Below are 22,478 nucleotides of genomic sequence, written 5' to 3' on the forward strand. Positions count from 1 at the left end.
AGCATTGAAAAAGACCGCCCCGGGGGGCGGTCTTGAGAAAATCAGTTAAATAGGGTGCTGACGGATTTGTTTTCGAAGACCCGGACGATGGCGTCGGCGAGGAGCGGCGCGACGGACATCTCCTTGATCTTCTCCGATTGTTTGTCTTCCGGAAGGTTGATCGAGTTCGTGATGACCAGTTCCTTGATCTTCGAGTTGTCGATGCGCTCGATCGCAGGGCCGGACAGGACCGGATGCGTGCAGCATGCATACACTTCAGTTGCTCCGTTTTCCACGAGGGCATTTGCCGCGATTGTGATCGTGCCGGCTGTGTCGATGATGTCGTCGATCAGGATGGCCTTCTTGCCTTCGACGTTTCCGACGATGTTCATCACTTCTGCGACATTCGGGCGCGGGCGGCGCTTGTCGATGATCGCAATCGGCGCCTTCAGGCGGTCCGCCATCTTGCGGGCGCGCGTCACGCCGCCGTGGTCAGGCGATACAATGACGAGCTCTTCGCCCGGGATGTTCTTCTCCTTGAAGTAGTCGGAGAGGATCGGGACCGCGACCAGGTGGTCGATCAGGATATCGAAGAAGCCCTGAATCTGCGGCGCGTGCAGATCCAGCGCGATGACGCGGTTCGCGCCTGCCGTCTCCAGCAGGTTCGCCACCAGCTTCGCGGTGATCGGTTCGCGTGCGCGTGCCTTGCGGTCCTGGCGCGCATAGCCGTAATACGGCATGACGACGTTGATCGTGCGGGCGGATGCACGCTTTACCGCGTCGACCATGATGAGCAGTTCCATGAGATTCTCGTTGACCGGTGCCGACGTCGACTGGATGATGAAGACGTCGCAGCCGCGGATACTCTCTTCAATGTTGATCTGTACCTCGCCGTCGCTGAAGCGGTTGACCGAGCATGCGCCGAGCGGAACACCGATCTCGTCGGCGACTTCCTTGGCCAGGGGCTCGTTTGAATTCAGGGAGAAAATCTTCAGTTTATGGTCCGGATAATGGTTCGTCATTTTTTGGATTGCTCCTCCGATCGCTTTTTGTTCATTTTTTCAACATAACCTTCCTTATTCTCCTGCCTGGAGCGCGCGATTGCAAGGGCATTTTCAGGAACATTTTTTGTCACTGTGGATCCGGCGGCGACGTATGCACCTTTTCCGACAGTGACCGGTGCGACCAGATTGGAGTTGCAGCCGACGAAGGCGTCATCTTCGATGGTCGTGCGGAACTTGTTGGCCCCGTCGTAGTTGACGGTGATCGTACCGCAGCCCATGTTGACGCGCTCGCCGATGTCCGTATCCCCGATGTAGCTGAGGTGGGAGACCTTGCTGCCTTCCCCGAGATTCGACTTTTTCACTTCGACGAAGTTCCCGATCTTCACGCTGTTGCCGAGATCGGATTCCGGGCGGATATGGGCGAACGGACCGACCGCCGCGTCTTCCCCAATTTTGCTGGACATGACGACGGACTGGCGGATTGTCGCACGGTCGCCGATGACGCTGTCCTTGATCTGGCTGCCCGGTCCGATCAGGCAATCCTCGCCGATGACTGTGCGGCCTTCGATGACTGTGCCCGGCATGAGGACGGTATCACGGCCGATCTCGGCATCCGCGCTGATATAGGTGTTGGCCGGGTCCTGGATCGTGACGCCGCCCCGCATGTGCTTCTCGGCGATCCGGCGGCGCATCACCCGCTCCGCTTCCGCCAGCACAACGCGGTCGTTGACGCCGAGCGTTTCTTCAAAATCATTTGTCGCATAGGCGGCGATCGTTTCGCCTTCCGACAGGAGGATGCCGAAGACGTCCGGCAGATAGTACTCGCCCTGCGCGTTGTCGTTGCCGACTTTTTGGAGGGTTTCGAACAGGGTTTTATTGTCGAAGCAATAGGTGCCGGTATTGATCTCCCTGACCTGCTGTTCTTCGGGGCTCGCGTCTTTCTGCTCGACGCTGCGCAGGAAGTTTCCGTTCCCGTCACGGATGATCCGTCCGTAGCCCGTCGGATCGTCCGCGAATGCGGTCAGGATCGTGGCTTTTGCTTTAGTTTCATTGTGATGGTCGATCAGCGCCTTCATCGTCTCCGGCGTGATCAGCGGCGTGTCCCCGCACACGACGATCGTCGTGCCGTCAAGGCCGCCCAAATTCTGTTCTGCCTGAAGAACGGCATGGCCGGTTCCCAGCTGCTCTTCCTGCAGGACAAACTCGCTGCGTCCGCCGACTTCTTCCTCGACCTTTTCCGCGCCGAACCCGACGATCGTGACGACGCGGTCTGCGCCGACTCCCCGGACATTGTCGACAACATGGCTGACCATCGGTTTACCGCATACCGGGTGGAGCACTTTATAGAGCTTTGATTTCATGCGTGTTCCCTGGCCGGCTGCCAGGATTACGGCATATGTATTCGTCATCAGGCAGTTCCCCTAACTTTTTTACTTGGATTTCCCTCTAACGATAGACGAAAACGGCCCATTTTTCAACAATTTACAGGGCGCAGGCTTGACATCCGGGACACCGGACGTTCCTGCCCCGGAATACCAAGTCCATCATGATACGGCAAACACCAGCCGCAGAAAGTTTTGGCCATTCCCACAAAGCAGCCGCTCCCGGACGGGAGCAGCTGCATGAATGGGCTTATCGTCCGGACGCATAACGGTGGACTTCCGCTGCCATGGCCGCGACATAGTCGCTGCCGCCGTTGTCTTCAATGTTTTCCACCATCATCGCCAGGATGAATGACGGTTGTTCGGCAGGATAGGAAACGAAATAGCCATTTTCCTTGCCCCGGTCTTCTCCGGCCGCCTTCAGTTCGGCCGTGCCTGTCTTGCCCGCGATCGGGACGTCCGCGAGATTCGCAGACTGGGCGAAGCCGTCCAGCACGACGTTTCGGAGCGTGGATCGGATCATCTCGGCATGTGCCGGGTCAATCAGTCCTTCTTTCCATACTTGCCCGTCTTCCTCGTCAAACAGCAAGGTGGGCTTATGCATCGTACCGCCTGTCAAAATCGGCTGGTATATCGATGCGAGATGCAGAATGTTCGTCAGCATCTGGCCCTGGCCGAATGATGTATCTGCCAGCTGGCCTTCCGAGCCGATCGTGCCGTTATTGGAGACTTGGGAAGCCTTCAGCTCCATCGCCTCGAGGGGGATCGGCTCGCCGAAGCCGAACTGTTTCAGGCCTTCCACCAAAGTGTCCTTCCCCATTGCGAGCGCCTGCTGAGCGAAATAGATGTTGTCCGAGTAAACCATCGCCCGGTTCAGGTCAATCGGGTTCGGAGCCTCCGGATGCACGCGGGACACCCGGTACGATCCCCAGGAAGCATCTTTCTGCCAAGTCTTTCCCGTAATCGTGAGTCCTTCCGCCGGATCAAGTGTGCCTGCTTTTATTCCGATGGCCGCCGTAATCGGCTTTATGGTCGAACCCGGCGCATAACTCTGGGCAAAACGGTTGAACAGCGGCGTCTTTTCATCTTCCTCAAGCTCGCGGTATCGTGCACCGCTCATTCCGGTGATGAACTCATTCGGGTCATAGGCCGGGGAACTGACGAGTGCCAGCACTTCCCCGGTTTCCGGATCGACGGAAGCAGCTGTGCCCGGCTCTCCCTTCATCGAATCGTAGGTGACCTTCTGCAGTTCGGCATCGATGGTCAGCTTGACTGTTTCCCCGTCTTCCGGTGCGCGCTCGGCGACGGTCACCGGCTCCAGGCCTTCCTGCGCTTTCCTGATGGTGATCTTCATGCCATCCGTGCCGCGGAGCCGGTCCTCAAGCAGGCTCTCCAGGCCGCGTCTGCCGATCTGGTCGGTCTCCGAGTAGCCCTTGTCCTCCAGCTTTTCCAGCTGTTCGGCGGAAATCGAACCGATATAGCCGGTCAGATGGGCCAGTGCCGGGCCGTAGGGATACTCCCGCATGCCGATTTCCCGTGCCGCGACACCGGGGATCTCAAGCAGCTGCTCCAGCCGTGCGGGATTACCTTTGGCCGTCTTTCCGATCGGGACAAACAGATCCGGCTTGACCCATGCCGCATTCAGGCTGGTGTCGATGGCCTCCGGCGTGGTGCCGAGCAGTTGGGCGATGTCCGCTTTTCTGGTTTCATCCAGCTTTTCGGGAACAATGCCGACCTGATAGCCGGTGCCGTTTTTCGCAATTGGGATGCCGGCCCTGTCGACAATTTCTCCCCGTTTCGCTTCTGTGCGGGAAACGCCGATTTCATCACCGGGCTCCAGATCCGGGAAGATGTAGGAAGGATCCCATTCGACAAACCAGTTTTTCTCGTTTTCCCGCTCCTCATGGCGGAGCCTGATCGGCTTGTCGAACTCAACCGGACCGGCAAGCGTCTCCATCTTCACCCGGATGTTGAATTCGGCGGGCTGGTCCTTGTCCCATTTGGCGTCCTCACCGGGCTTTTCATAAGTCACCTCCAGGTTGCCGATCCCGAGGTCTTCAGAGAGGTTTTCCTGGCGCGTGACGAAGTCGTCTTCCGGAAAAGCCTTTTTCGTCTTGGCAGTCAGATAGCGGTCATACATCACGGCAAAGTCGCCTTTGTTCCAATGGCTGACATACTCCGCCAGCCGTTCTTCCGGTGTCGGCTTGTCCAGGCATCCTGCCAGGAAAACCAGCAGGAGTATGACGGTGCCGAGCAGTATCTTTTTCATGTTGACCCTCCCTCGCGTCTTTCCAGTTTAACAAGAATTTGAAAAAGGCGACAGACGGGAGGAATATGAAAAAACCGTCACCGGAAACGGGGACGGCTGGCAGGGGGCGGTTATGCGCCGGCCCCTTCGAGAGTCGGTTCTTCTTCTTTGGTCAGGTGATAGGCACCCAGCACAGCTTCCTGGATCATCTGCCGCGTATCCGAATTGATCGGATGCGCCACATCCCGGAACTCGCCATCCGGCGTCCGTTTGCTCGGCATGGCGACGAACAGGCCGTCGTTGCCGTCGATGACCCGGATATCATGGACCACGAATGCCTCATCAATTGTGATGGAAGCAATGGCCCGCATGCGGCCATCAGTCTCTACCCTACGAAGTCTCACGTCAGTTACTTCCACATTTTCACCACCTTCAGCACCTTCTTGGTTGTCTATATTCAATATAAATGGTAAATCCCCTTCTTACAATACGAAATTTTTAAACTATTCAAAGTTGGGGATGTTCATGCACCGGCTCACGGGATCCGTTGGAGATTTCCGCATAATAAAACGGCAGCTCCGCATAGGGAGCTGCCGTTGTCTTTGAATCTCTTACTTGGCAAGGGCGACCGCTTCGATTTCGACGAGGACGTCTTTCGGAAGGCGGGCGACTTCCACACAGGAGCGTGCCGGCTTGTGGTCACCGAAGTAGGATGCATAGATTTCGTTGATCGTGCCAAAATCATTCATATCCTTGATGAAGACGGTTGCCTTGATGACGCGGTCAAGCGAGGAACCGCCCGCTTCCAGTACGGCCGAGAGGTTTTTGAAAACCTGGTGCGTCTGTTCTTCGACGCCGCCTTCCACGAGGCTTCCTTCGGGAGTGAGCGGGATCTGGCCGGATGTGTAAACGATGCCGCCTGTTACAATGCCCTGCGAGTAAGGGCCGATTGCTGCAGGCGCCTTGTCTGTCTGGATCAAGTTCATATCAGTTTCCACCTTCCCTGAAATAGTTGCCTTCCACAAGTTCGATCGTGCGTTCTTTTTCATTGACCTGGCGCAGCCTCACGAGAGACACATAGTCTTCCACGAGCCGCTCCTCCTGCACGTCCTCCGACTCGACGAGCACGGCAACACCCGCCGGCTCACAGTCAAATTCGGCAAGGAGGTTCTTCATGCCGTTCATCGTCCCGCCGACTTTCATGAAATCGTCGGTGAGAAGCACGCGCTGGCCGCTCTGCATGCTGCGCTTGGAAAGGACCATCGTCTGGATGCGCCGGCTCGAACCGGAAACATAGTTGATGCTGACCGTCGATCCCTCCGTCACTTTGCTGTCCCTCCGCACGACGACGACGGGAACGTTCAGATGGCGGGCGATCGCATGTGCAATCGGGATGCCCTTGGTCGCGACGGTCATGATCGCATCAATATCCGAGTCCTTGTACCGTGCAGCGAACAGCCGGCCGATCCGGTCCATGAGCCCCGGATTGCCAAGCAGATCTGTCATGAACAGGTATCCGCCCGGAAGCAGCCGGCCGGGATCGCTGAGTGCTTCCATGAAGTCACCGATGATTTCCTGCGCCTCTTCCCTGCTGGCGTCGGGTATGTACTTCACGCCGCCTGCCGCTCCGGGCACGGTGATGAGCCGGCCGGTTCCCCGCTCCTCGAACGTTCCCTTGACGATGGCAAGATCCTCGCTGATCGAGGATTTTGCCGCATCGTACGCGGAGGAAAAGTGTGTGAGCGGGATCAGCGTATGCGGATGGGCCAGTAAATATTGGGTCATGTCGACAAGCCGTTCACTGCGCTTCCATTTCAAGATGTCCACCTCTGAGCCTATGTCTGAACCGGAACTAGCCGGCTTTTCGTAAAATCCGAATAATTTACCTTCACATTAACATAAACATCCGGATTTAATCAAGCCGGGTGCTGTTCCGTCCGCCAAGCATGCGGACAGCGTGCACTTCCGGACAAAAACCGTTCAGACCATTGACGATGCGGGCAACCCGTGCCTCCTGTGAAACCAGCCCGAAAACCGTCGGGCCGCTGCCGCTCATGAGTACGGCATCCGCGCCGAACCGCTCCATGCCGTCCTTGAGCATGGCGACTTCGCGGTGCATCTCCATCGTCACCGGCTCAAGCACATTGCCCAGGTTACGGCAGACTCCATTGTAGTCCCCGTTGCGGAGCGCAGCCTCCATCGCTGTGATATCCGGATGGCGGGCGCGGGACAGGTCGAACTTCCCGTAGACGTCCGCCGTTGATACGCCGATATCCGGCTTCGCCAGAATCACCCAGCAATTCGGCGGGGCCGGCAGGTGGCGGATCTTCTCTCCGCGCCCCGTTGCAAATGCCGTCCCGCCGTATACACAGAACGGGACATCCGATCCGATCTCCGCCCCGATTTCCGCCAGTTCGTCCAGCGACAGGCCGAGCTTCCAGAACCGGTTCAGCCCGCGGAGCGCCGCTGCGGCGTCACTGCTGCCGCCGGCAAGTCCCGCGGCGACCGGGATGCGCTTGTCCAGCGTAAAGGTCACGCCGTCCCGGATGCCCATTCGCCTGCGGAGAAGGTCCGCCGCCTGGTAGACCAGGTTGCGCCGGTCATCCGGCACATAGCGGTCGGAGGACTTGATGACAATCTTCCCGTCCCTGGCGCCTTCGATGGTCAGCCGGTCGTACAGGTCGACCGTCGTCATAATCATCTCGACCTCGTGGTAGCCGTCCGGGCGCTTGCCGAGGACGTCGAGGGTCAGGTTAATCTTCGCCGGTGCTTTTTCATGGATCATGAAGGCACCTCCCCAAAATTCAATGCCCCTATTTTACCATAGGCAGGGAGAATGGAAAAAGCAGACGGAAAAAATTCCGTCTGCCCGGTGTCAGCCGTTTTTGGATTTTGGGTTACAGAAGCGTTACTTTCGGCCTTCGCCCATGTTCCGCTCCGCCATCTCGATCGCCCGCTTCACCATGTTACCGGCGTCACGCGCCTTGATGCCTCCCCAACCTTCCTGCTGCACAACATCGTAAAATCCAAGTTCCTTCGCGATCTCTTCCTTAAGACGCTGGGACATTACTCCGCCGTTTCTAGCCATTCGGTTTTTCCTCCTCTTCGGCTGACACATGTAGTATGTCTCCAAATGAAAAAAGAACCCGGTCAAAACCTTCCAGAAAGGTTTTGACCGGGCAAAAATGGGATAAATAATTGCATTACTTCACGACAAAATCCATTTTCTCTGAGCCGTTGATGAATGTCAGTTCCACGGCCTCCGTCAAAAGATCGGTATAACTGTAGGAGACCCGCTCGAACGAATGCTCCTCCTGGTCGAGCTCAATGACAAAGACGGCATGATACGTTTCCCGAAGGACACCGGCACGCTCAATCGTCTTTTTCCGGCCGCCATTCGCCTTAAGTTGCAAACGCTGACCTAAATGAGAATCGAGCGCCTTCTTGATATCAGCTAATGTTTTTGGCATTATCGCTTACACCTCACTGTATGTAAGGATAACACATTTCAAAGTTTCTGTCAATTAAATTTAAAATTTTATCAATGCGCTGTTCGTATGTCAATGTTTTTTCTTCTGCATTTTCCACTTTTAATGGCTTTGCAATTTTTTTGTAACAATTATCCGCCAAATTTCGGATACAGCGCATCGGCAAGCCGGCCAAATTCTTCGAGCGTCAGGGTCTCTCCGCGGCGGCCCGGATCAACGCCCGCTTCTCCGAGCGCTTCCGCAATTTCCGCTTTCCGTTCCTTGCCGTCCGGAAGTGATGTCTGCAGGTTGTTCAGGATCGTTTTCCTGCGCTGGACAAATGATCCCCTCGTCACCCTGAACAGAAAGTCCTCGTCTCTGACAGCAACCGGCGGCACACTCCTGCGCTTCAGGTGGACGACCGCCGATGCGACGTTCGGCTGCGGCATAAAGACGGTCTTCGGCACTGTCATGACCGTCTGCGCCTCGGTGTAGTATTCGATCGCGATGGACAGCGAGCCGTATTCTTTCGTGCCCGGCTTTGCGCTGATCCGGTCCGCCACTTCCTTCTGCATCATGACAGTGAATGAGTCGATCGGCAGGCGGTCCTCAAGCAGCTTCATCAGGATTGGCGTCGTGACGTAATACGGGAGGTTCGCAACCACGGCGATATGTTCCATGCCGGCAAATTCGTCCCCGATTACTGCCGCGACGTCCGCCTCGAGAATGTCCTTATGGATAACCTTCACATTATCGTAAGGCGAAAGCGTGTCCTCCAGTACCGGCAGCAGGCGCTGGTCGATCTCGAACGCAACAACCTTTCCGGAATTCCTGGCGAGGTGCTCGGTGAGCGCACCGATCCCGGGACCGATCTCGATTGCGCCCGACTTCTCGGTCAGGCCCGCAAATGACACGATTTTGTGCAGGACGTTCGGATCGATCAGGAAGTTTTGGCCGAGGCTCTTTTTAAATGAAAACCCGTACTTGTCGAGGATCTCCTTCGTCCGTCCGGGTGTGGCGATGTCTCTATGCATGGATGTCTCCTTCTTCGTCAATGGCTTGGACCGCGTCCAGGAATTCCTCCCGGCTGATCCGGAACATGGCGAGCCGCTTGGCGAGCTGCTTGCCGTTGGTCTGTCCGATCTGCAGCAGGAGGCCGAGCCGCTCGCGCCTGCGCCTGGCATCCGGATGACCGACAAGCCGCAGGCTGACCAGCTCGGCATCGGTGACGGGCGGTTCCCCGCCGCCTTCCTGCACCGGCGTCCGGACGGCTGCAAGCGCCGCTCTGATGTCTTCGTCCGCGGCATGCTCAATGCCGACTTTCCGGCCGTTTTCCGAGATGGACTGTGCCTTCGGAAGGAAGGCATGCTTCACGCCCGGCACATGCTCCTCGATGATCGCGCGGATGCGCTGCCCAGGATAGTCCGGGTCAGTGAAGACGATGACGCCCCGTTTTTCCTGGGCGTGCCGGATCTTCATGAGCGTTTCCTTGGATACGGCGGAGCCGTTCGTTTCGATTGTGTCCGCTCCGGTCGCGCGCCGTACGGCAATGGTATCCGACTTGCCCTCCACGACGATGATTTCTTCAATAGTCACTGATGATCCCATTCTTTCGTTCATTTCCTCCAATTTTACCGGCAGACGGCCTGAATGTACAGAAAGCCGGTACGTTGGCGTATCCTTAGGGTCCCCATGCACCTGCTAACATAAGCACTGACAATTCCCTCTGCCCGTTTCTCAATCCCCCTGTGTCTGTCCCCCAACTTTATATCAGCCTTTGATCAGTCTTAAGTTAATCTAATGTCACCTTGAACCAGGCTTAGTTACCCGAGTTGGTGCAAACAGGAGAACGACCGGCGCAAGCAGTATTGCAATTTCCGGAGCCATATTTCAACTTACGAGGTCTTATTGTATTTCCTGCTTCCATATTTCAAATCTGCTCCTCATATTTCAGCTCCGGAAGCCATGCTGCAAATTAGCCGCCTATATTGTATTTGCCGACTCCATATTGCAACTCTGCGGACCATGCTTCATCCGTGTCCCATATTTCAGCTCACTGGCCAAGCAGATAAAAAATCCGCGGCACCTGGCCGCGGATCCGTTCATCCTCAGTTAAGGATCTTGATTTTCACTTTTTTGCGGCCGAAGCTGTAGGCCTGGTCTTTTGTCGGGACGAAGACGTCGATCTTGTTGCCTTTGATCGCGCCGCCGGTGTCACCTGCGATGGCCGTGCCGTAGCCTTCCACCCAGACTTTGGAGCCGAGCGGGATGACGCGCGGGTCAACCGCGATGACTTTTGCGCCCGGGTTGGCCTTCAGGTTGATGCCTGTTGCCGTGATGCCCGAGCAGCCGTTGCAGGATGCCGTGTAGGCGGTAGCCGTTACATAGAATTCCTTGCCGCCGGACGGTGCCTCATTGCGGGAGGCCGATGCCTGCACGACCTTGCCGGAAGATTTCGAGGCGACTGCCTTTGCAGGCACAGGGGCTTTTGTACCGACTGCGACCACTTTGTTTACCGGCTTTTTGATCACTTTTTCATTTTGGAGCTTTCGTGTGACTTCCTTGCCGTCTTCTTTGATGACTTCATACGTGCGTTCCACTTTACCTGCTTCACCGTTTTGGACGACTTTCTCCTTGCCTTTCAGCAGGCTGTTGTCTTTCTTCGTCTGTACGGTGAAGTCCGTCGATTCTTCCACTACATCGGTGACCTTTTCTACCCGGACGACCTTGACGCTGGATCCCGGCTTGACGGTTTCATCCAGGCCCTGTTCCACGCGGTCGTTCTCACCGAGCTTGATGCCCTGCTTGCTTAAAAAGTCAGCGACCGTAGTCGAAGTGGTCCAGACCTTGCTTTCCTGTCCCCCGTCGATCATGGCAACTTGATATGCTTTCTCAATATTGACGGTATCCGTTTCACCGAGCTCGCTGCCGCGTGCCGGCGTGATGGCGTCATGTTCATTGAGTTCGATGCCGGCTTCCGCCAGAAGCGCATCGACATCCTCTTTTGTCGACCAGACTTTGCTTTCTTCTCCGTCTACGCTGATCGTAAACTGTCTGGCTTTTTTCCACTCGATGGACGCACCGTCCTCGAGTTCCGTATCTTTGGCAGGCGAGAGGTCATCATGTTCGCCCACTGCGATGTCCTGCTCATTCAGCAGTTCGCCGACTGTACCCGCATGCGTGCGGAATTCCGTCTGCTCTCCGTCTTCGGATAGGGTGACGTTCTTTTTGGTCCCCTCATAGACTGCGTATGTGATGACGCCCGCGAACAGCGCGATCGTCAGGATGGACATGATGATCTTCTTGCCTGTCATAAATCTGGGATGCTTGTTTTCCGTGGAATTCATAGACACTAAAAAACTCCTCCTTATCACCCGAGTGATTATAGCGGCCGGTTTTCCGGATTGTCAACCGAACCGGATTTTTCCTGTGCCGCAGCACGGATGAAGTGTAGGCCGGTTTAGACCCTTCTATTCACGAATCTCAAAAATTTTCATAGCGTTTTCGGTAGTCTTGCGGGCTACTTCCTCAAAAGGAATTTCCTTGAGCTCGGCGATCTGCTCCGCCACGAGCCGGACGTAGGACGGCTCATTGCGCTTGCCCCGGTACGGGTGAGGCGCAAGATACGGCGCATCGGTCTCGACAAGCAGATGATCAAGCGAGATTTCCTTAGCGACTTCTTTTGGCTGCCTGGCGTTTTTGAATGTCACCGGCCCGCCGAGGGAGATCATGAAATTCATCTCCACACATTCTTTTGCCGTTTCCGGGCTGCCGCTGAAGCAGTGCATGATGCCGCCCGTCTCTGCCGCATGTTCTTCTTTGAGGATGCGGACCACATCGCCTGTTGCATCGCGGTTATGGATAATGACCGGAAGCTTCAGCTTTTTCGCAAGCGCGATTTGCCTGCGGAACAGCTCCTGCTGGACGTCCTTCGGCGATTTGTCCCAATGATAGTCGAGACCGGTCTCGCCGATGCCGACAACTTTCGGATGTTCGGCTGCTATTTCCTCAATCCATTGGAGATCTTCTTCCGTGCAGTCGACTGCGTCGACCGGATGCCAGCCGATCACCAGGTAGATGAACGGATACGTTTCTGCAAGCTCGAGCGCGCGCCGGATGGTCGGCCGGTCAAACCCGACGACGACCATTTTTTCGACGCCCGCGTCAAGCGCACGGCGGATCACCTCATCGACATCCTCCTCGTATTGGTCTGCATTCAAATGCACATGTGTGTCGATCAGCATGCGTTTCACTCTCCCAATGTATTGTTCAAGTCTATACATAAATCCTTTTTCAAATTTCACAGTTCTATTACATTTAGATTACAAATTAGATTTAGTTTAATTACAAGGCTCTATTTCGAGACTTCTCAATTTGTAAGGGAAGTCATGGTAAAAGTCAAAGAAACCGAATCCCGTCATCCAGAAAACGGAAAACCGGAGGACAAAAGTCCTCCGGTTTTCTATCGTTTCAGGTCATGATGAACGTTGCATATGCGTCCGGAATCACCGGATCTGTGTACCGTTCGGAAGTGCCGGGTCAACCGATGCAAGTTTGAGGACGCCGTCCTGCTCACCCGCAAGAATCATGCCCTGGGAAAGTTCTCCCCGCAGTTTCGCCGGTTTCAGGTTGGCAACGACGATGACTTTCTCGCCCACGAGCGATTCCGGCTCATAGAACTTCGCGATGCCGGAAACCACCTGGCGGGTCTCATAGCCGAGGTCAAGCTGAAGCTTCAGCAGTTTGTCCGCCTTCGGCACTTTCTCGCAGGCGGTCACCGTCGCCACCCGGAGGTCGACTTTTGCAAAATCATCGATCATGATTTCGGAAACGTCCGGCTTTTCCGGGGATTGCGCAGCGCTGTCTTCGCCCGCTGCGGCTTCTTCCGCCTGCGGCTGGACCGATTTCTGCATTTCGCCGCGGATATAGGCAATCTCCACTTCCGGGTCGAGACGCGGGAACACCGGTGTCCCTTTTTCGACGACTTTCGTGCCTTCCTTGATCGCACCGCCGCTCAGTGTCTCCCAGGCAAGCGTTTCTTCGCCGAGGCCGAGCTGGCTGACAATCTGCTTCGGCGCTTTCGTCATAAACGGCTGGATCAGGACGGCAATTTCGTGAAGGCTTGCCACGAGATGATGCATGACGGAGTCAAGCTCGCCCTTTCTCGCCTCGTCCTTCGCGAGCACCCAAGGCTGGGTCTCGTCGATGTATTTATTCGTACGGGAAACCAGTGCCCAGATATCGGACAGGACAACACTGAACTGCATGTTTTCCATGCCCTGCTCGTATTTCCGCACGGTTTCTTTCATCACTCCGCGAAGCGACTCGTCGAATTCCGTCGAGCTTTCCGGGTTGGACGGAACGAGCCCGCCGCAGTACTTGTTCACCATCGACACCGTACGGTTAAGCAAGTTGCCGAGGTCATTCGCCAGGTCGTAGTTCATGCGTTCGACGAATGCTTCCGGCGAGAACACACCATCCGAACCGAACGGCAGCTCACGAAGAAGGAAGTAGCGGGTCGCATCCAGGCCGTAGCGCTCGATCAGCATTTCCGGATAAACGACGTTGCCTTTTGACTTCGACATTTTTCCGTCCTTCATCATGATAAATCCGTGCGCGAATACTTTCTTCGGCAGCGGGAGGTCCAGTGCCATGAGGAAGATCGGCCAATAGATCGTGTGGAAACGGACAATGTCCTTTCCGACGACATGGACATCGGCAGGCCAGTACTTGCGGAACTGCGAGTCATCCTCCGACCCGTATCCCATCGATGTGATGTAGTTCGACAGGGCATCCACCCAGACGTAGATGACATGCTTCGGATCTCCCGGTACCCGGATGCCCCAGTCAAACGATGTGCGGGAAATCGAGAGATCCTCGAGACCCGGCTTGATAAAGTTGTTGATCATTTCGTTTTTGCGGGATTCCGGCTGGATGAACCCAGGGTTTTCTTCGTAGTACTGAAGCAGGCGGTCCGCATACTTCTTCATATTGAAGAAGTAGGACTCTTCCTTCACCTTATGGACGGGACGGCCGCAGTCCGGGCAGTTGCCGTCATCCAGCTGGGCTTCGGTAAAGTACGATTCGCACGGTGTGCAGTACCAGCCCTCGTATTCGCCCTTATAGATATCGCCGTTATCAAGGAATTGCCGGAAAATCTTTTCGACGCCTTCTTTGTGGCGTTTTTCGGTTGTCCGGATAAAGTCATCGTAAGAGATGTCCATCAGGTCCCACAGCTTCTTCGCGCCTTCGGCTATGCCGTCGACATATTCCTGCGGGTTCATGCCGGCCTCTTCGGCTTTCTGCTGGATCTTCTGTCCGTGCTCGTCCATTCCGGTCAGGAACCGGACATCGTATCCGCGGAGCCGCTTGTAGCGTGACATCGTGTCGGACGCCACCGTCGTGTACGCGGTACCGATGTGAAACTTGCCGCTCGGGTAATAAATCGGCGTCGTCAGGTAGAAAGTTTTTTGTTTACTCATGCCTAGGCCTCCATGAATATGCATTTCCCTCCATTTTACCGGATGACTCCCTTCACTTCAATGCAGGCAAGCCGGCAGGCCAATTTCCAGTTAACATTATCCCTGCATTAGTACTTTTTTGAGTGTGTTCTAACAAAACACTTTATTTATTGTCCGAAATGATATAAATTTGACTTAGGCCGGAAAAATTATTGTTTTTAATAAAACTTTTCGGCTTTGTAAATTGACGGTATTGGTATTAGTTGGTATGATAGTTTCAGTCAATTAGCTTGTCGAATCTTGACGAAAAATAAGATAGAACTCGAAAGGGGCAATACTGGATGAAATCGACGGGTATTGTACGTAAAGTCGATGAACTTGGACGAGTAGTCATTCCGATCGAACTTCGCCGCACGCTCGGCATCAAGGAAAAAGACGCATTGGAGATCTACGTGGATGACGACAGGATCATCCTTAAAAAATACATGCCAAACATGACTTGCGCCATCACAGGCGACGTATCCGATGACAACCTCCGCCTGATCGACGGGAAACTGATCCTCAGCGAAGACGGCGCGAAAAAGCTTGTCGACGAAATTACAGAACGTCTCGGCCAGAAGCAGCACGTATAAAAACCAATCTTCCCAGACCGCCCGGAACCATCCGGGCGGTTTTTTGTTATGCGCAAATTAGAGTTTCTTCATATTAAATAGGCGCTTTGCGGAGACAGCCGTTCGACAAAGAAAAACAAAAAAAACATCAGACCTTATATCATTCGGCCTGATGTTTGATTTTGGGTCCGTACCCGTCCATTATTCAAGATGGTATGCCTGATAAATATCCCGCTTCGGTTCTCCGCGTTCTTTTGCCACGATTTTGATGGCGTCCTTCGGCGGAACGCCTTCCTTCTCCATAACAGCCTCAACATGCGCCTTCTGCGTCAGTCCGGCCCACCATTCCGACTGTTCCTCGGCACGCTGGACCGCTTCCGCGTCGGCGCCTTCGACAACAATGCAGAATTCTCCCTTAAGGTCCGCAGACTCCGCATACTCGACCGCCTCCCGGGCGGTGCCCCTCAGGATTTCCTCAAACTTTTTCGTCAGTTCCCGGACAAGTGCGACCTGCCGTTCCGCTCCAAAAGCGGCCTCAAGATCTCGGAGGGACTCCTTTAGACGGTGGGGCGATTCGTAGAAAATCACCGTCTCACCGCGCACAGCCATTTTTCCGAACAGTTCCCGCCTGTCGTTTTTCTTTCTCGGCGGAAAACCATGGAACAGAAAAGGCTGTGCCGGAAGGCCTGAGGCGATCAGTGCGGACAGCGCAGCATTGGCACCAGGCACCGGGACGACGGCATAGCCTTCCCCGATTGCCCGGGCAGCAATATCCGCCCCCGGGTCAGAGATGCACGGCATGCCCGCATCACTCACAAGGGCCACATCCTCCCCATCGGCCAGCACGGACAAAATCCGGTCCCCGCCTTCTTTCAGATTATGCTCATGATAGCTCAGAAGCGGCGTATGGATGTCAAAGTGGTTCAGCAGCTTTTTCGTATTGCGCGTATCTTCTGCCGCAATCACCGCTGATTCCTTCAGGATCCGGATCGCCCGGAATGTGATATCCTCCAGGTTGCCGATCGGTGTCCCGACAAGATAAAGCTTTCCGCCAGTGTCCTGTACGCTCCGCTGGGATTTCATGGACGCCCGCCTCCATTCCGTTTGATGTAGTCGATCTTATCCGCCCGCCTGAGCTGCTTGAACGCGTACTCGGCGCGCATCGCTTCCTGTTTGGTCCCGAACGGTTCATGGAAAATGCACCGGACCGGACGGCGGGGTTTGGTATATTTCGCGCCTTTTCCTTCGTTATGCGCTTTTATCCGGCGCTCCAGGTTGTTCGTATATCCTGCATAGTATGTCCCGTCTGCGCACTCGAGCACGTAGAGCACATGCTCCCCCTCATTCGGCCGGTCCATACAGCATCTCCCGGACTTCCGGCGTATAGGTCCCGTCATCCTCATAGACATAAAGCGGCGGAAGAATCTTCAGGTCAGGCCTGCCGTCTTTCGTGCCCTCGATCAGCAGCGTATTGGCATCCCTGCCCTTTTTCGGGTAAACGAACCGGATCCGCTTCGGCTCCAGGCGGTGCTGCCTCATCGAGGTGATGATATCGAGCAGGCGGCCCGGCCGGTGGACAAATGCAGCCTTGCCTCCCTGCTTCAGGAGGGCGCTTGCGTTTTCGACGGCCTGGTCCAGTGTCAGATAAAGCTCATGGCGTGCAATGGCGATTTCCTCCCGCATATTCCGGTCACTCAGCTCATGCGCCGGGAAGTAGGGCGGATTGCACGTCACCGTATCATGCTTTTCATGCCCGAGGACGTCCGCGATCCCCTTCACATCTGCCGTTATGATGCGGATCCTCTCCTCCAGGCCGTTCAGCGCGACACTCCGTTCCGCCATGTCCGACAGCCTCGGCTGGAGCTCGACACCGGTGATTGATGCATTCGACCGCGCACTCAGGAAAAGGGGGATCGCCCCGTTGCCCGTGCACAGATCAATGATGCTGCCGGATTTTCGGATCGGAACATAGGCGAACTTCGCCAGCAGCACCGCATCCAGGGAAAATGAAAACACCTGGGGGCTCTGGATGATTTTCAGTCCCTCCGCGAGCAGATCATCCAGCCGTTCATCTTCGTTCAGTTCTATATTCATGCGGTTTGTCCTCCGTGAAACGATTTCGGGTCTGCGGGCATCCGCAGCCAAAAGAAAAGACCGCATTCCGCTGCAGCGGAACCGGTCATTATCCATTCTGCTTGTTCAGGAACGATAGGCAGAACAGGCAGTCCTCGCCCTTCCGCGAACTTCCAAAGTGGACGTTGCAGACGTGAAACCCTTCATTATAAAGGCGGGCGAGGTTGTCATGTCCTTCCCCGATCTCCGCCGATTTCGGCTGATGTTTTTTCCCGGGCTTCCGGCCTTTGTCCTCCAGCTGCTTCTCGATCTCTTCAAGGCGGTTGCGGAGATGATGGTTTTCGATCTGGAGTGCATGGTTCTCCTCCATCATCTGCGCGACCGACTCCTTCAGTTCGGCATACTGGCGGTTGGCCGATTCAAGGTGTTGCCCGAATTCCATGACCTTGTCCAAGAAGTTCCGGTCCATCAATGCTCACACCCCATATTGATTGCGTCAAACCGATTGCAAGATTTCGTCCAGCGAGTAATCGATCACTTTCTTCTCACCGGACAGTTCCACCTGCAGCATGCGCTCGAGCAGGTTGAGCCCGACGACTCTGCCGGCACCGTCCGGCGTGGTGATACGGGTGCCGACATCCGGCATGAGGCGTTTTGCTTCCTCGTATTCGTCGTTTTCGTACTTCAGGCAGCACATGAGCCGTCCGCAGAGCCCGGAAATCTTGGACGGGTTCAGCGACAGGTTCTGATCCTTTGCCATCTTGATCGATACCGGCTCGAAGTCACCGAGGAACGTCGAGCAGCAGAGCATGCGCCCGCAAGGCCCGATGCCCCCGAGCATCTTCGCCTCGTCCGGAACACCGATGCGAGATCCTTGACGAGATTCCGGAAATCGACACGGCCGTCCGCCGTAAAGTAGAAGATGATCTTGTTGCGGTCAAATGTGTATTCAACATCGACCAGCTTCATCTCCAGTCCGTGATCCCCGATCTTCCCGGCCGCGATGTCGAATGTCCGCTTTGCCTCTTCCTCGTTCTCGCGGACTGAAGCGCGGTCCTGTTCCGTCGCGGGGCGGACGATCATCTTGAGCGGCAGGACGATATCATCTCCGCTCATCTGCCGTGGCGGAATGACGACCTTGCCGTATTCGACACCGCGTGCCGTTTCGACAATGACGTATTCGCCTTTTTCCAGGCTGTATTCGCCCGGATCAAAATAATATATCTTACCCGCTTTTTTAAAGCGGACGCCTACTACATTATAGAGCATGTTGACCCTCCTGCATGTTGAGCACCAGTTGTTCCATAAGAAGCGTGCGGTTCATATTGCTTTGGAGGTTGCGCTTGGCCTTCAGGATGGCCTCGAGGATCGAAGCGAGCCGGCCGAACGTCAGCCGGAGCGCCATCTCTTCCCATCTGGACTTGTTGTCCGGATAGGCAAGCGGCGTGGAGAGTCCCGCCTTTACCGCGGAAATGTCGCGGTAGGCGAACAGGAGCAGATCCAGCCCCAATTCGGTCTCTTCCTTCTCCTTGAAGAGCGGACCCCAGTCCGTCTGGATGAACAGCAGGGCTTCCTGGATACTTTTGTCCGATGCCTCCACCAATTTTATCACTGTCTTACGGGCCTGTCCAAATTGCTCATCTTCAGATAACGCCAGCGCTTCTTCCGGATCGGCCGTGACCATCGTGACGGTCGACGCCATCGAGCGGGTCACCCCGCCTTCCGTGACCAATTGCTCCAATACGGCCTCTCTCGGCGGCGGCTGGAGGTGAATCTCCTGGCAGCGGGAACGGATCGTCGGCAGGATGGCCGACGCACGGTCCGTCAGCAGGATGGCGGTCACTTCCCCTTCCGGCTCCTCGAGGAACTTCAGGAGCGTGTTGGCGGCGGCGATGTTCATCCGGTCCGCCTGGTGGAGAATATAAATTTTGCGGCCTTCTTCAAGGCCCGTCTTGTTCAGCTTGTAGATCAGGTCGGATATCTGACCTTTTTTGATGTCCTGTCCGTCCGGGCGGATCTGCGTGACGTTCGGATGGTTGTCCTCGCGGATTCTCCGGCAGTTGCGGCATTCGCCGCACGGTTTGCCGTCCATGGGACTAAGGCAGAGAAGCAGCTGGGTGAAAAAGCGGGCAATCGCTTCTTTCCCTGCACCTTTCACGCCCTCAAACAGGTAGGCGTGTGCGACACGACCGGAAGCCGCGGATCCTCCAAGCAGCGAGACTGCTTTCGGCTGGCGTTGTATGATGCTGTTATCGGTATCCACCGGCGTCCGTCCCCCCTGTTAGAAAAATCCCGTGTCCGAAAGTCTCACGGGCACGGGTGGTCATCTTGAATCAGAAATGATGGAACTGCTCAATCGGCAGTACGAAAACTGTCGCGCCGCCGACTTCCACTTCGACGGGGTAAGGGATGTAGGAATCCGCATTTCCGCCCATCGGAGATACGGGCGCGACCATCTGGTCACGGGAGCGGCAGTTCTCGCGAATGATGCCGAGCAGTTTCGGCACCAGCGGGTCATCCGTCCCGATGAGGAAAGTCGTGTTGCCCGAGCGCAGGAAACCACCGGTACTGGCCAGCTTCGTGGCACGGAAGTCATTTTTTGTCAGAGCGGCGGATAAACGGTTGCTGTCCTGGTCCTGCACGACCGCTACAACCAATTTCATGTGGATCACTCCTCGCCAGCTTTTATATAAGTATAGCACAAACGGCCTTTACTTCATGCGACTTTTTATGGCGTTCCAGGCAACTTCGGCGGTTTCCTGGAGACTTCCGGTTGCATCAATCAAGAAGATGCGATCCGGTTCACTTTCTGCAATCCTTAAGTATTCATCACGCACTTTTCTGTGGAAATCGAGTCCTTCCGCGTCAAGGCGGTTCACTTCATGTCCCCTGCCTTCGCTGATGCGCCGGATCCCGACTTCGGCCGGCACATCCAGAAGGATGGTGAGGTCGGGCATCGTGTCTCCGATCGCAAACCGGTTGATGGAGCGGACCTCCCCGGTTCCGATGCCGCGGGCCGCCCCCTGATAGGCGATCGAACTGTCAATGAACCGGTCACAGAGGACCACTTTACCGTCTTTAAGTGCAGGGATGATCTTTTCAATAAGATGCTGGCGCCGTGCTGCCGCATAAAGCAGCGCTTCGGTACGTGCTTCCATTTCTGTGTGATCGTTATCCAGAATGATTTCACGGATTTTCTCGGAAATCCGGATACCTCCGGGCTCACGTGTGCGCAGATAGTCGGTGCCCGACTCTTCCAGTCGGCGCTCCAGAATCTCAAGGACGGACGTTTTTCCTGCCCCGTCCGGCCCTTCGAATGTGATAAACAAACCATTTTTCTTCATATATTATGCCTCCGGTGACTGTCGTGAGACCAGAATTTGTTGTGTGCCCAGCCGGTGCGTTCCCTGGAACACAGTACCGGCTGAAAGATAGTTATGCAGGATCCTGATTTTCTCTCCTGTGACGGGTTCTCCCGGAAGGAGAAGCGGGATGCCCGGCGGGTACGGGATGACAGATGCCGCGGAGAGGCGCCCTTCTGACTTGTGGTAATCGATCCACTCCGCTGACTCCCCGGGTTGGAGATCCGGCGGTCCGTCCGCTGCCGTGATGGCCGGTTGTGTGACCGGCACAGCCGGTTCCCCGGTCTCCATGCCCGATCCCAGCGACCCGACCGCTCGTCGGGTTGCGGCAAGCACCTCACGCAGGAGATCGTCCTGACTCCTTTTCAGGAGAGGCAGGACAAGCAGAGCCTGGTATGGATCCGAAAGTTCCGAGTGAACCCCTTCACGGGCAAGCGCTTCTGAGAGGGCATTCCCCGAATGACCTTCAGCACGGAGGATGAGCTTGAGGGGATCATCCGGCTGTATGACCGACAGACCGTCTATAGCGCTCATTTCTCCGACCATTGCCTCATGGAAAGAGAGGAAGACCTGCAGATCCTCTTCAGTGTAAGTAGCAATATAATGCCGGGCATCGTCAAGGGATGCCATCAGCGGATAAGAAGGGCTGCTGGACTGCAGCATTCCGAGGTAATGACTGATCCGCTCCGCCTCAAGCAGCGAGCCGTGGGCCACATGCAGAAACGAGGCCATCGTCATCGCAGGCAGCGTCTTATGCGCCGACTGGACGACCACATCAGCGCCCCGGGAAAGGGACGGTTCCGGAAACGGCGCACCAATCCCAAAATGCGCCCCGTGCGCCTCATCTACGAGCAGCGGCATGCCGGCATTCTGGCAGATGTCCGCAATTTCCCGGAGATGCGGGGACACCGTGCCGTAATAGGTCGGGTTGGTCAGGATGACAGCTTTCGCCTCAGGGTACATCCGGACAGCCTCACGGATCAGCGCCGCTTCCGCATGTCCGGGAGACTGCGTTGCCGGATCCCATACCGGATCAACATAGACGGGTCGAGTCCCTGCAAGCACCAAACCGTGAAAAACGGACTTGTGCGCATTTCGCTGAACAATGATCCGGTCACCGGGACGGCAGGAGGCAAGAATCATCGCCAGGTTACCGGCTGTCGTGCCGTTGATGAGAAAGAAACTCCGGTATGAGCCGTAAGCGTCTGCAAGAAGTTCCTGGGCTTCCCGGATCGGCCCTTCCGGCGCATGGAGATCGTCCAGCCCCGGCAGTTCTGTCACATCCCAGGACATCATGCCCCTGACGGCTTCCGGTAATCCCGTCAGTTTCCCATTTTTATGTCCGGGCACATGAAACGACACCGGGCTGCTTTCTGCAAAGTGCTCCAGCATTTGTGCCACCGGCCGCCGCGACTGACTGTTCATTGCCAAAACTCCTTTAACTGCTCGAGTGTAGAAACGTTGCTGTTGGGTTCATTATAACATGCACTGGAATCAGGGGTTTTGGGGCCAATTGCAAAAGCGTTGGTAATCATCGTATAGCACTAATATTAGCGCTAAGACAATTAGAAGCGGGTGAAGAGAACAAACAAGGATAAGAGGCTGTCCAATAAGTCATTAACGCGATAAAACAGCAAACGGCACGGACTCTGGTCGCTTACCGCGGGCCGGCGCCGAGCCCCGCGTAAAGCGGGTCTCGACAGCCCGGCTTTTCCCGCAGGTGTCTCCCGGCGTCCGTGCCGTTTGCTATACCATGTGCTAAATATGAGTTTTCGGACAGCCCCATGTCGCCGTTCTATGAGCGCTTAGCCGTGTTCTGCGAGTGCTTGACGGACTACTATGAGCACTGAGGGGAGATGAGTCCTTCGGACTGTTTTTTAGCACAAAAAAA

The 22,478-nt window shown here is 55.7% G+C and carries 23 protein-coding genes and 1 pseudogene; 1 reads left to right on the plus strand and 23 read right to left on the minus strand.

What is annotated here, in order from left to right; translation table 11 throughout:
• Positions 1 to 41 precede the first annotated feature (41 nt).
• From C772_RS14670 to metG, 14 genes are all read right to left on the minus strand, one after another.
• Positions 42 to 1,001, minus strand: coding sequence for a ribose-phosphate diphosphokinase (locus C772_RS14670; protein ID WP_008301247.1), 960 nt, complete (start codon positions 999 to 1,001; stop codon positions 42 to 44).
• Complete coding sequence (gene glmU / locus C772_RS14675; RefSeq protein WP_008301248.1) at positions 998 to 2,392, minus strand: bifunctional UDP-N-acetylglucosamine diphosphorylase/glucosamine-1-phosphate N-acetyltransferase GlmU; 1,395 nt, start codon at positions 2,390 to 2,392, stop codon at positions 998 to 1,000. Before glmU ends, C772_RS14670 begins: the two co-directional genes overlap by 4 nt.
• 223 nt (positions 2,393 to 2,615) lie before the next feature.
• Positions 2,616 to 4,634 (minus strand): penicillin-binding transpeptidase domain-containing protein, encoded by a 2,019-nt coding sequence (locus C772_RS14680; protein ID WP_008301250.1) that lies wholly within the window; start codon positions 4,632 to 4,634, stop codon positions 2,616 to 2,618.
• A 110-nt stretch (positions 4,635 to 4,744) separates the two neighbouring features.
• Entirely contained in the window at positions 4,745 to 5,032 is a 288-nt protein-coding gene (gene spoVG, locus C772_RS14685; RefSeq protein WP_008301251.1) for a septation regulator SpoVG, read from the minus strand.
• 192 nt (positions 5,033 to 5,224) lie between these two features.
• Complete coding sequence (locus tag C772_RS14690) at positions 5,225 to 5,599, minus strand: RidA family protein (protein ID WP_008301252.1); 375 nt, start codon at positions 5,597 to 5,599, stop codon at positions 5,225 to 5,227.
• A 1-nt stretch (position 5,600) separates the two neighbouring features.
• Positions 5,601 to 6,431, minus strand: a complete 831-nt coding sequence (gene purR / locus C772_RS14695; RefSeq protein WP_008301253.1) for a pur operon repressor — start codon at positions 6,429 to 6,431, stop codon at positions 5,601 to 5,603.
• Positions 6,432 to 6,525: 94 nt separating this feature from the next.
• The gene (gene ispE, locus C772_RS14700) at positions 6,526 to 7,398 is read right to left on the minus strand and encodes a 4-(cytidine 5'-diphospho)-2-C-methyl-D-erythritol kinase (RefSeq protein WP_008301254.1); all 873 of its coding nucleotides are present in this window, start codon (positions 7,396 to 7,398) and stop codon (positions 6,526 to 6,528) included.
• 123 nt (positions 7,399 to 7,521) lie between these two features.
• A complete protein-coding gene (locus C772_RS14705) occupies positions 7,522 to 7,701 on the minus strand; it encodes a small, acid-soluble spore protein, alpha/beta type (RefSeq protein ID WP_008301255.1) in 180 nt (59 codons plus the stop codon).
• Between the two features lie 115 nt (positions 7,702 to 7,816).
• The gene (gene veg / locus C772_RS14710; protein WP_008301256.1) at positions 7,817 to 8,083 is read right to left on the minus strand and encodes a biofilm formation stimulator Veg; all 267 of its coding nucleotides are present in this window, start codon (positions 8,081 to 8,083) and stop codon (positions 7,817 to 7,819) included.
• 149 nt (positions 8,084 to 8,232) lie between these two features.
• Positions 8,233 to 9,114: a 16S rRNA (adenine(1518)-N(6)/adenine(1519)-N(6))-dimethyltransferase RsmA gene (gene rsmA / locus C772_RS14715; RefSeq protein ID WP_008301257.1), complete on the minus strand. Its 882-nt coding sequence runs from the start codon at positions 9,112 to 9,114 to the stop codon at positions 8,233 to 8,235.
• Positions 9,107 to 9,700, minus strand: a complete 594-nt coding sequence (gene rnmV, locus C772_RS14720; protein ID WP_407637223.1) for a ribonuclease M5 — start codon at positions 9,698 to 9,700, stop codon at positions 9,107 to 9,109. The genes rsmA and rnmV overlap by 8 nt, the downstream gene beginning before the upstream one ends.
• 488 nt (positions 9,701 to 10,188) lie before the next feature.
• Entirely contained in the window at positions 10,189 to 11,433 is a 1,245-nt protein-coding gene (locus tag C772_RS14725; protein ID WP_008301259.1) for a G5 and 3D domain-containing protein, read from the minus strand.
• Positions 11,434 to 11,550: 117 nt separating this feature from the next.
• Complete coding sequence (locus tag C772_RS14730) at positions 11,551 to 12,324, minus strand: TatD family hydrolase (RefSeq protein WP_008301260.1); 774 nt, start codon at positions 12,322 to 12,324, stop codon at positions 11,551 to 11,553.
• 261 nt (positions 12,325 to 12,585) lie between these two features.
• On the minus strand, positions 12,586 to 14,562 hold the full coding sequence (metG, locus tag C772_RS14735) for a methionine--tRNA ligase (RefSeq protein WP_008301261.1): 1,977 nt from the start codon (positions 14,560 to 14,562) through the stop codon (positions 12,586 to 12,588).
• A 320-nt stretch (positions 14,563 to 14,882) separates the two neighbouring features.
• On the opposite strand from metG, the gene C772_RS14740 reads away from it, so the two are divergent.
• Positions 14,883 to 15,173, plus strand: a complete 291-nt coding sequence (locus C772_RS14740) for an AbrB/MazE/SpoVT family DNA-binding domain-containing protein (protein ID WP_008301262.1) — start codon at positions 14,883 to 14,885, stop codon at positions 15,171 to 15,173.
• 180 nt (positions 15,174 to 15,353) lie between these two features.
• Here the strand turns inward: C772_RS14740 and rsmI are convergent, their stop codons facing one another.
• From rsmI to C772_RS14785, 9 genes and pseudogenes are all read right to left on the minus strand, one after another.
• Entirely contained in the window at positions 15,354 to 16,235 is an 882-nt protein-coding gene (gene rsmI / locus C772_RS14745; RefSeq protein WP_008301264.1) for a 16S rRNA (cytidine(1402)-2'-O)-methyltransferase, read from the minus strand.
• Positions 16,232 to 16,510 carry a GIY-YIG nuclease family protein gene (locus C772_RS14750; RefSeq protein ID WP_008301265.1) on the minus strand — a complete coding sequence of 93 codons (279 nt, stop codon included), beginning with the start codon at positions 16,508 to 16,510 and terminating at the stop codon, positions 16,232 to 16,234. Before C772_RS14750 ends, rsmI begins: the two co-directional genes overlap by 4 nt.
• Positions 16,494 to 17,246 (minus strand): tRNA1(Val) (adenine(37)-N6)-methyltransferase, encoded by a 753-nt coding sequence (locus C772_RS14755; protein ID WP_008301267.1) that lies wholly within the window; start codon positions 17,244 to 17,246, stop codon positions 16,494 to 16,496. The genes C772_RS14750 and C772_RS14755 overlap by 17 nt, the downstream gene beginning before the upstream one ends.
• 88 nt (positions 17,247 to 17,334) lie before the next feature.
• Complete coding sequence (gene yabA / locus C772_RS14760) at positions 17,335 to 17,697, minus strand: DNA replication initiation control protein YabA (RefSeq protein WP_035002581.1); 363 nt, start codon at positions 17,695 to 17,697, stop codon at positions 17,335 to 17,337.
• Positions 17,698 to 17,721: 24 nt separating this feature from the next.
• Positions 17,722 to 18,494: pseudogene (locus C772_RS14765) on the minus strand (PSP1 domain-containing protein).
• Positions 18,484 to 19,488, minus strand: a complete 1,005-nt coding sequence (gene holB, locus C772_RS14770) for a DNA polymerase III subunit delta' (protein WP_008301271.1) — start codon at positions 19,486 to 19,488, stop codon at positions 18,484 to 18,486. Before holB ends, C772_RS14765 begins: the two are co-directional and overlap by 11 nt.
• Positions 19,489 to 19,558: 70 nt before the next feature.
• Positions 19,559 to 19,888 carry a cyclic-di-AMP receptor gene (locus C772_RS14775; protein ID WP_008301272.1) on the minus strand — a complete coding sequence of 110 codons (330 nt, stop codon included), beginning with the start codon at positions 19,886 to 19,888 and terminating at the stop codon, positions 19,559 to 19,561.
• Positions 19,889 to 19,936: 48 nt separating this feature from the next.
• Complete coding sequence (tmk, locus tag C772_RS14780) at positions 19,937 to 20,569, minus strand: dTMP kinase (RefSeq protein ID WP_008301273.1); 633 nt, start codon at positions 20,567 to 20,569, stop codon at positions 19,937 to 19,939.
• Between the two features lie 3 nt (positions 20,570 to 20,572).
• Positions 20,573 to 22,012 carry an aminotransferase class I/II-fold pyridoxal phosphate-dependent enzyme gene (locus C772_RS14785; protein ID WP_008301274.1) on the minus strand — a complete coding sequence of 480 codons (1,440 nt, stop codon included), beginning with the start codon at positions 22,010 to 22,012 and terminating at the stop codon, positions 20,573 to 20,575.
• Positions 22,013 to 22,478: the final 466 nt, after the last annotated feature.

This window comes from Bhargavaea cecembensis DSE10 (assembly GCF_000348905.1).
Lineage (GTDB): Bacteria > Bacillota > Bacilli > Bacillales_A > Planococcaceae > Bhargavaea > Bhargavaea cecembensis.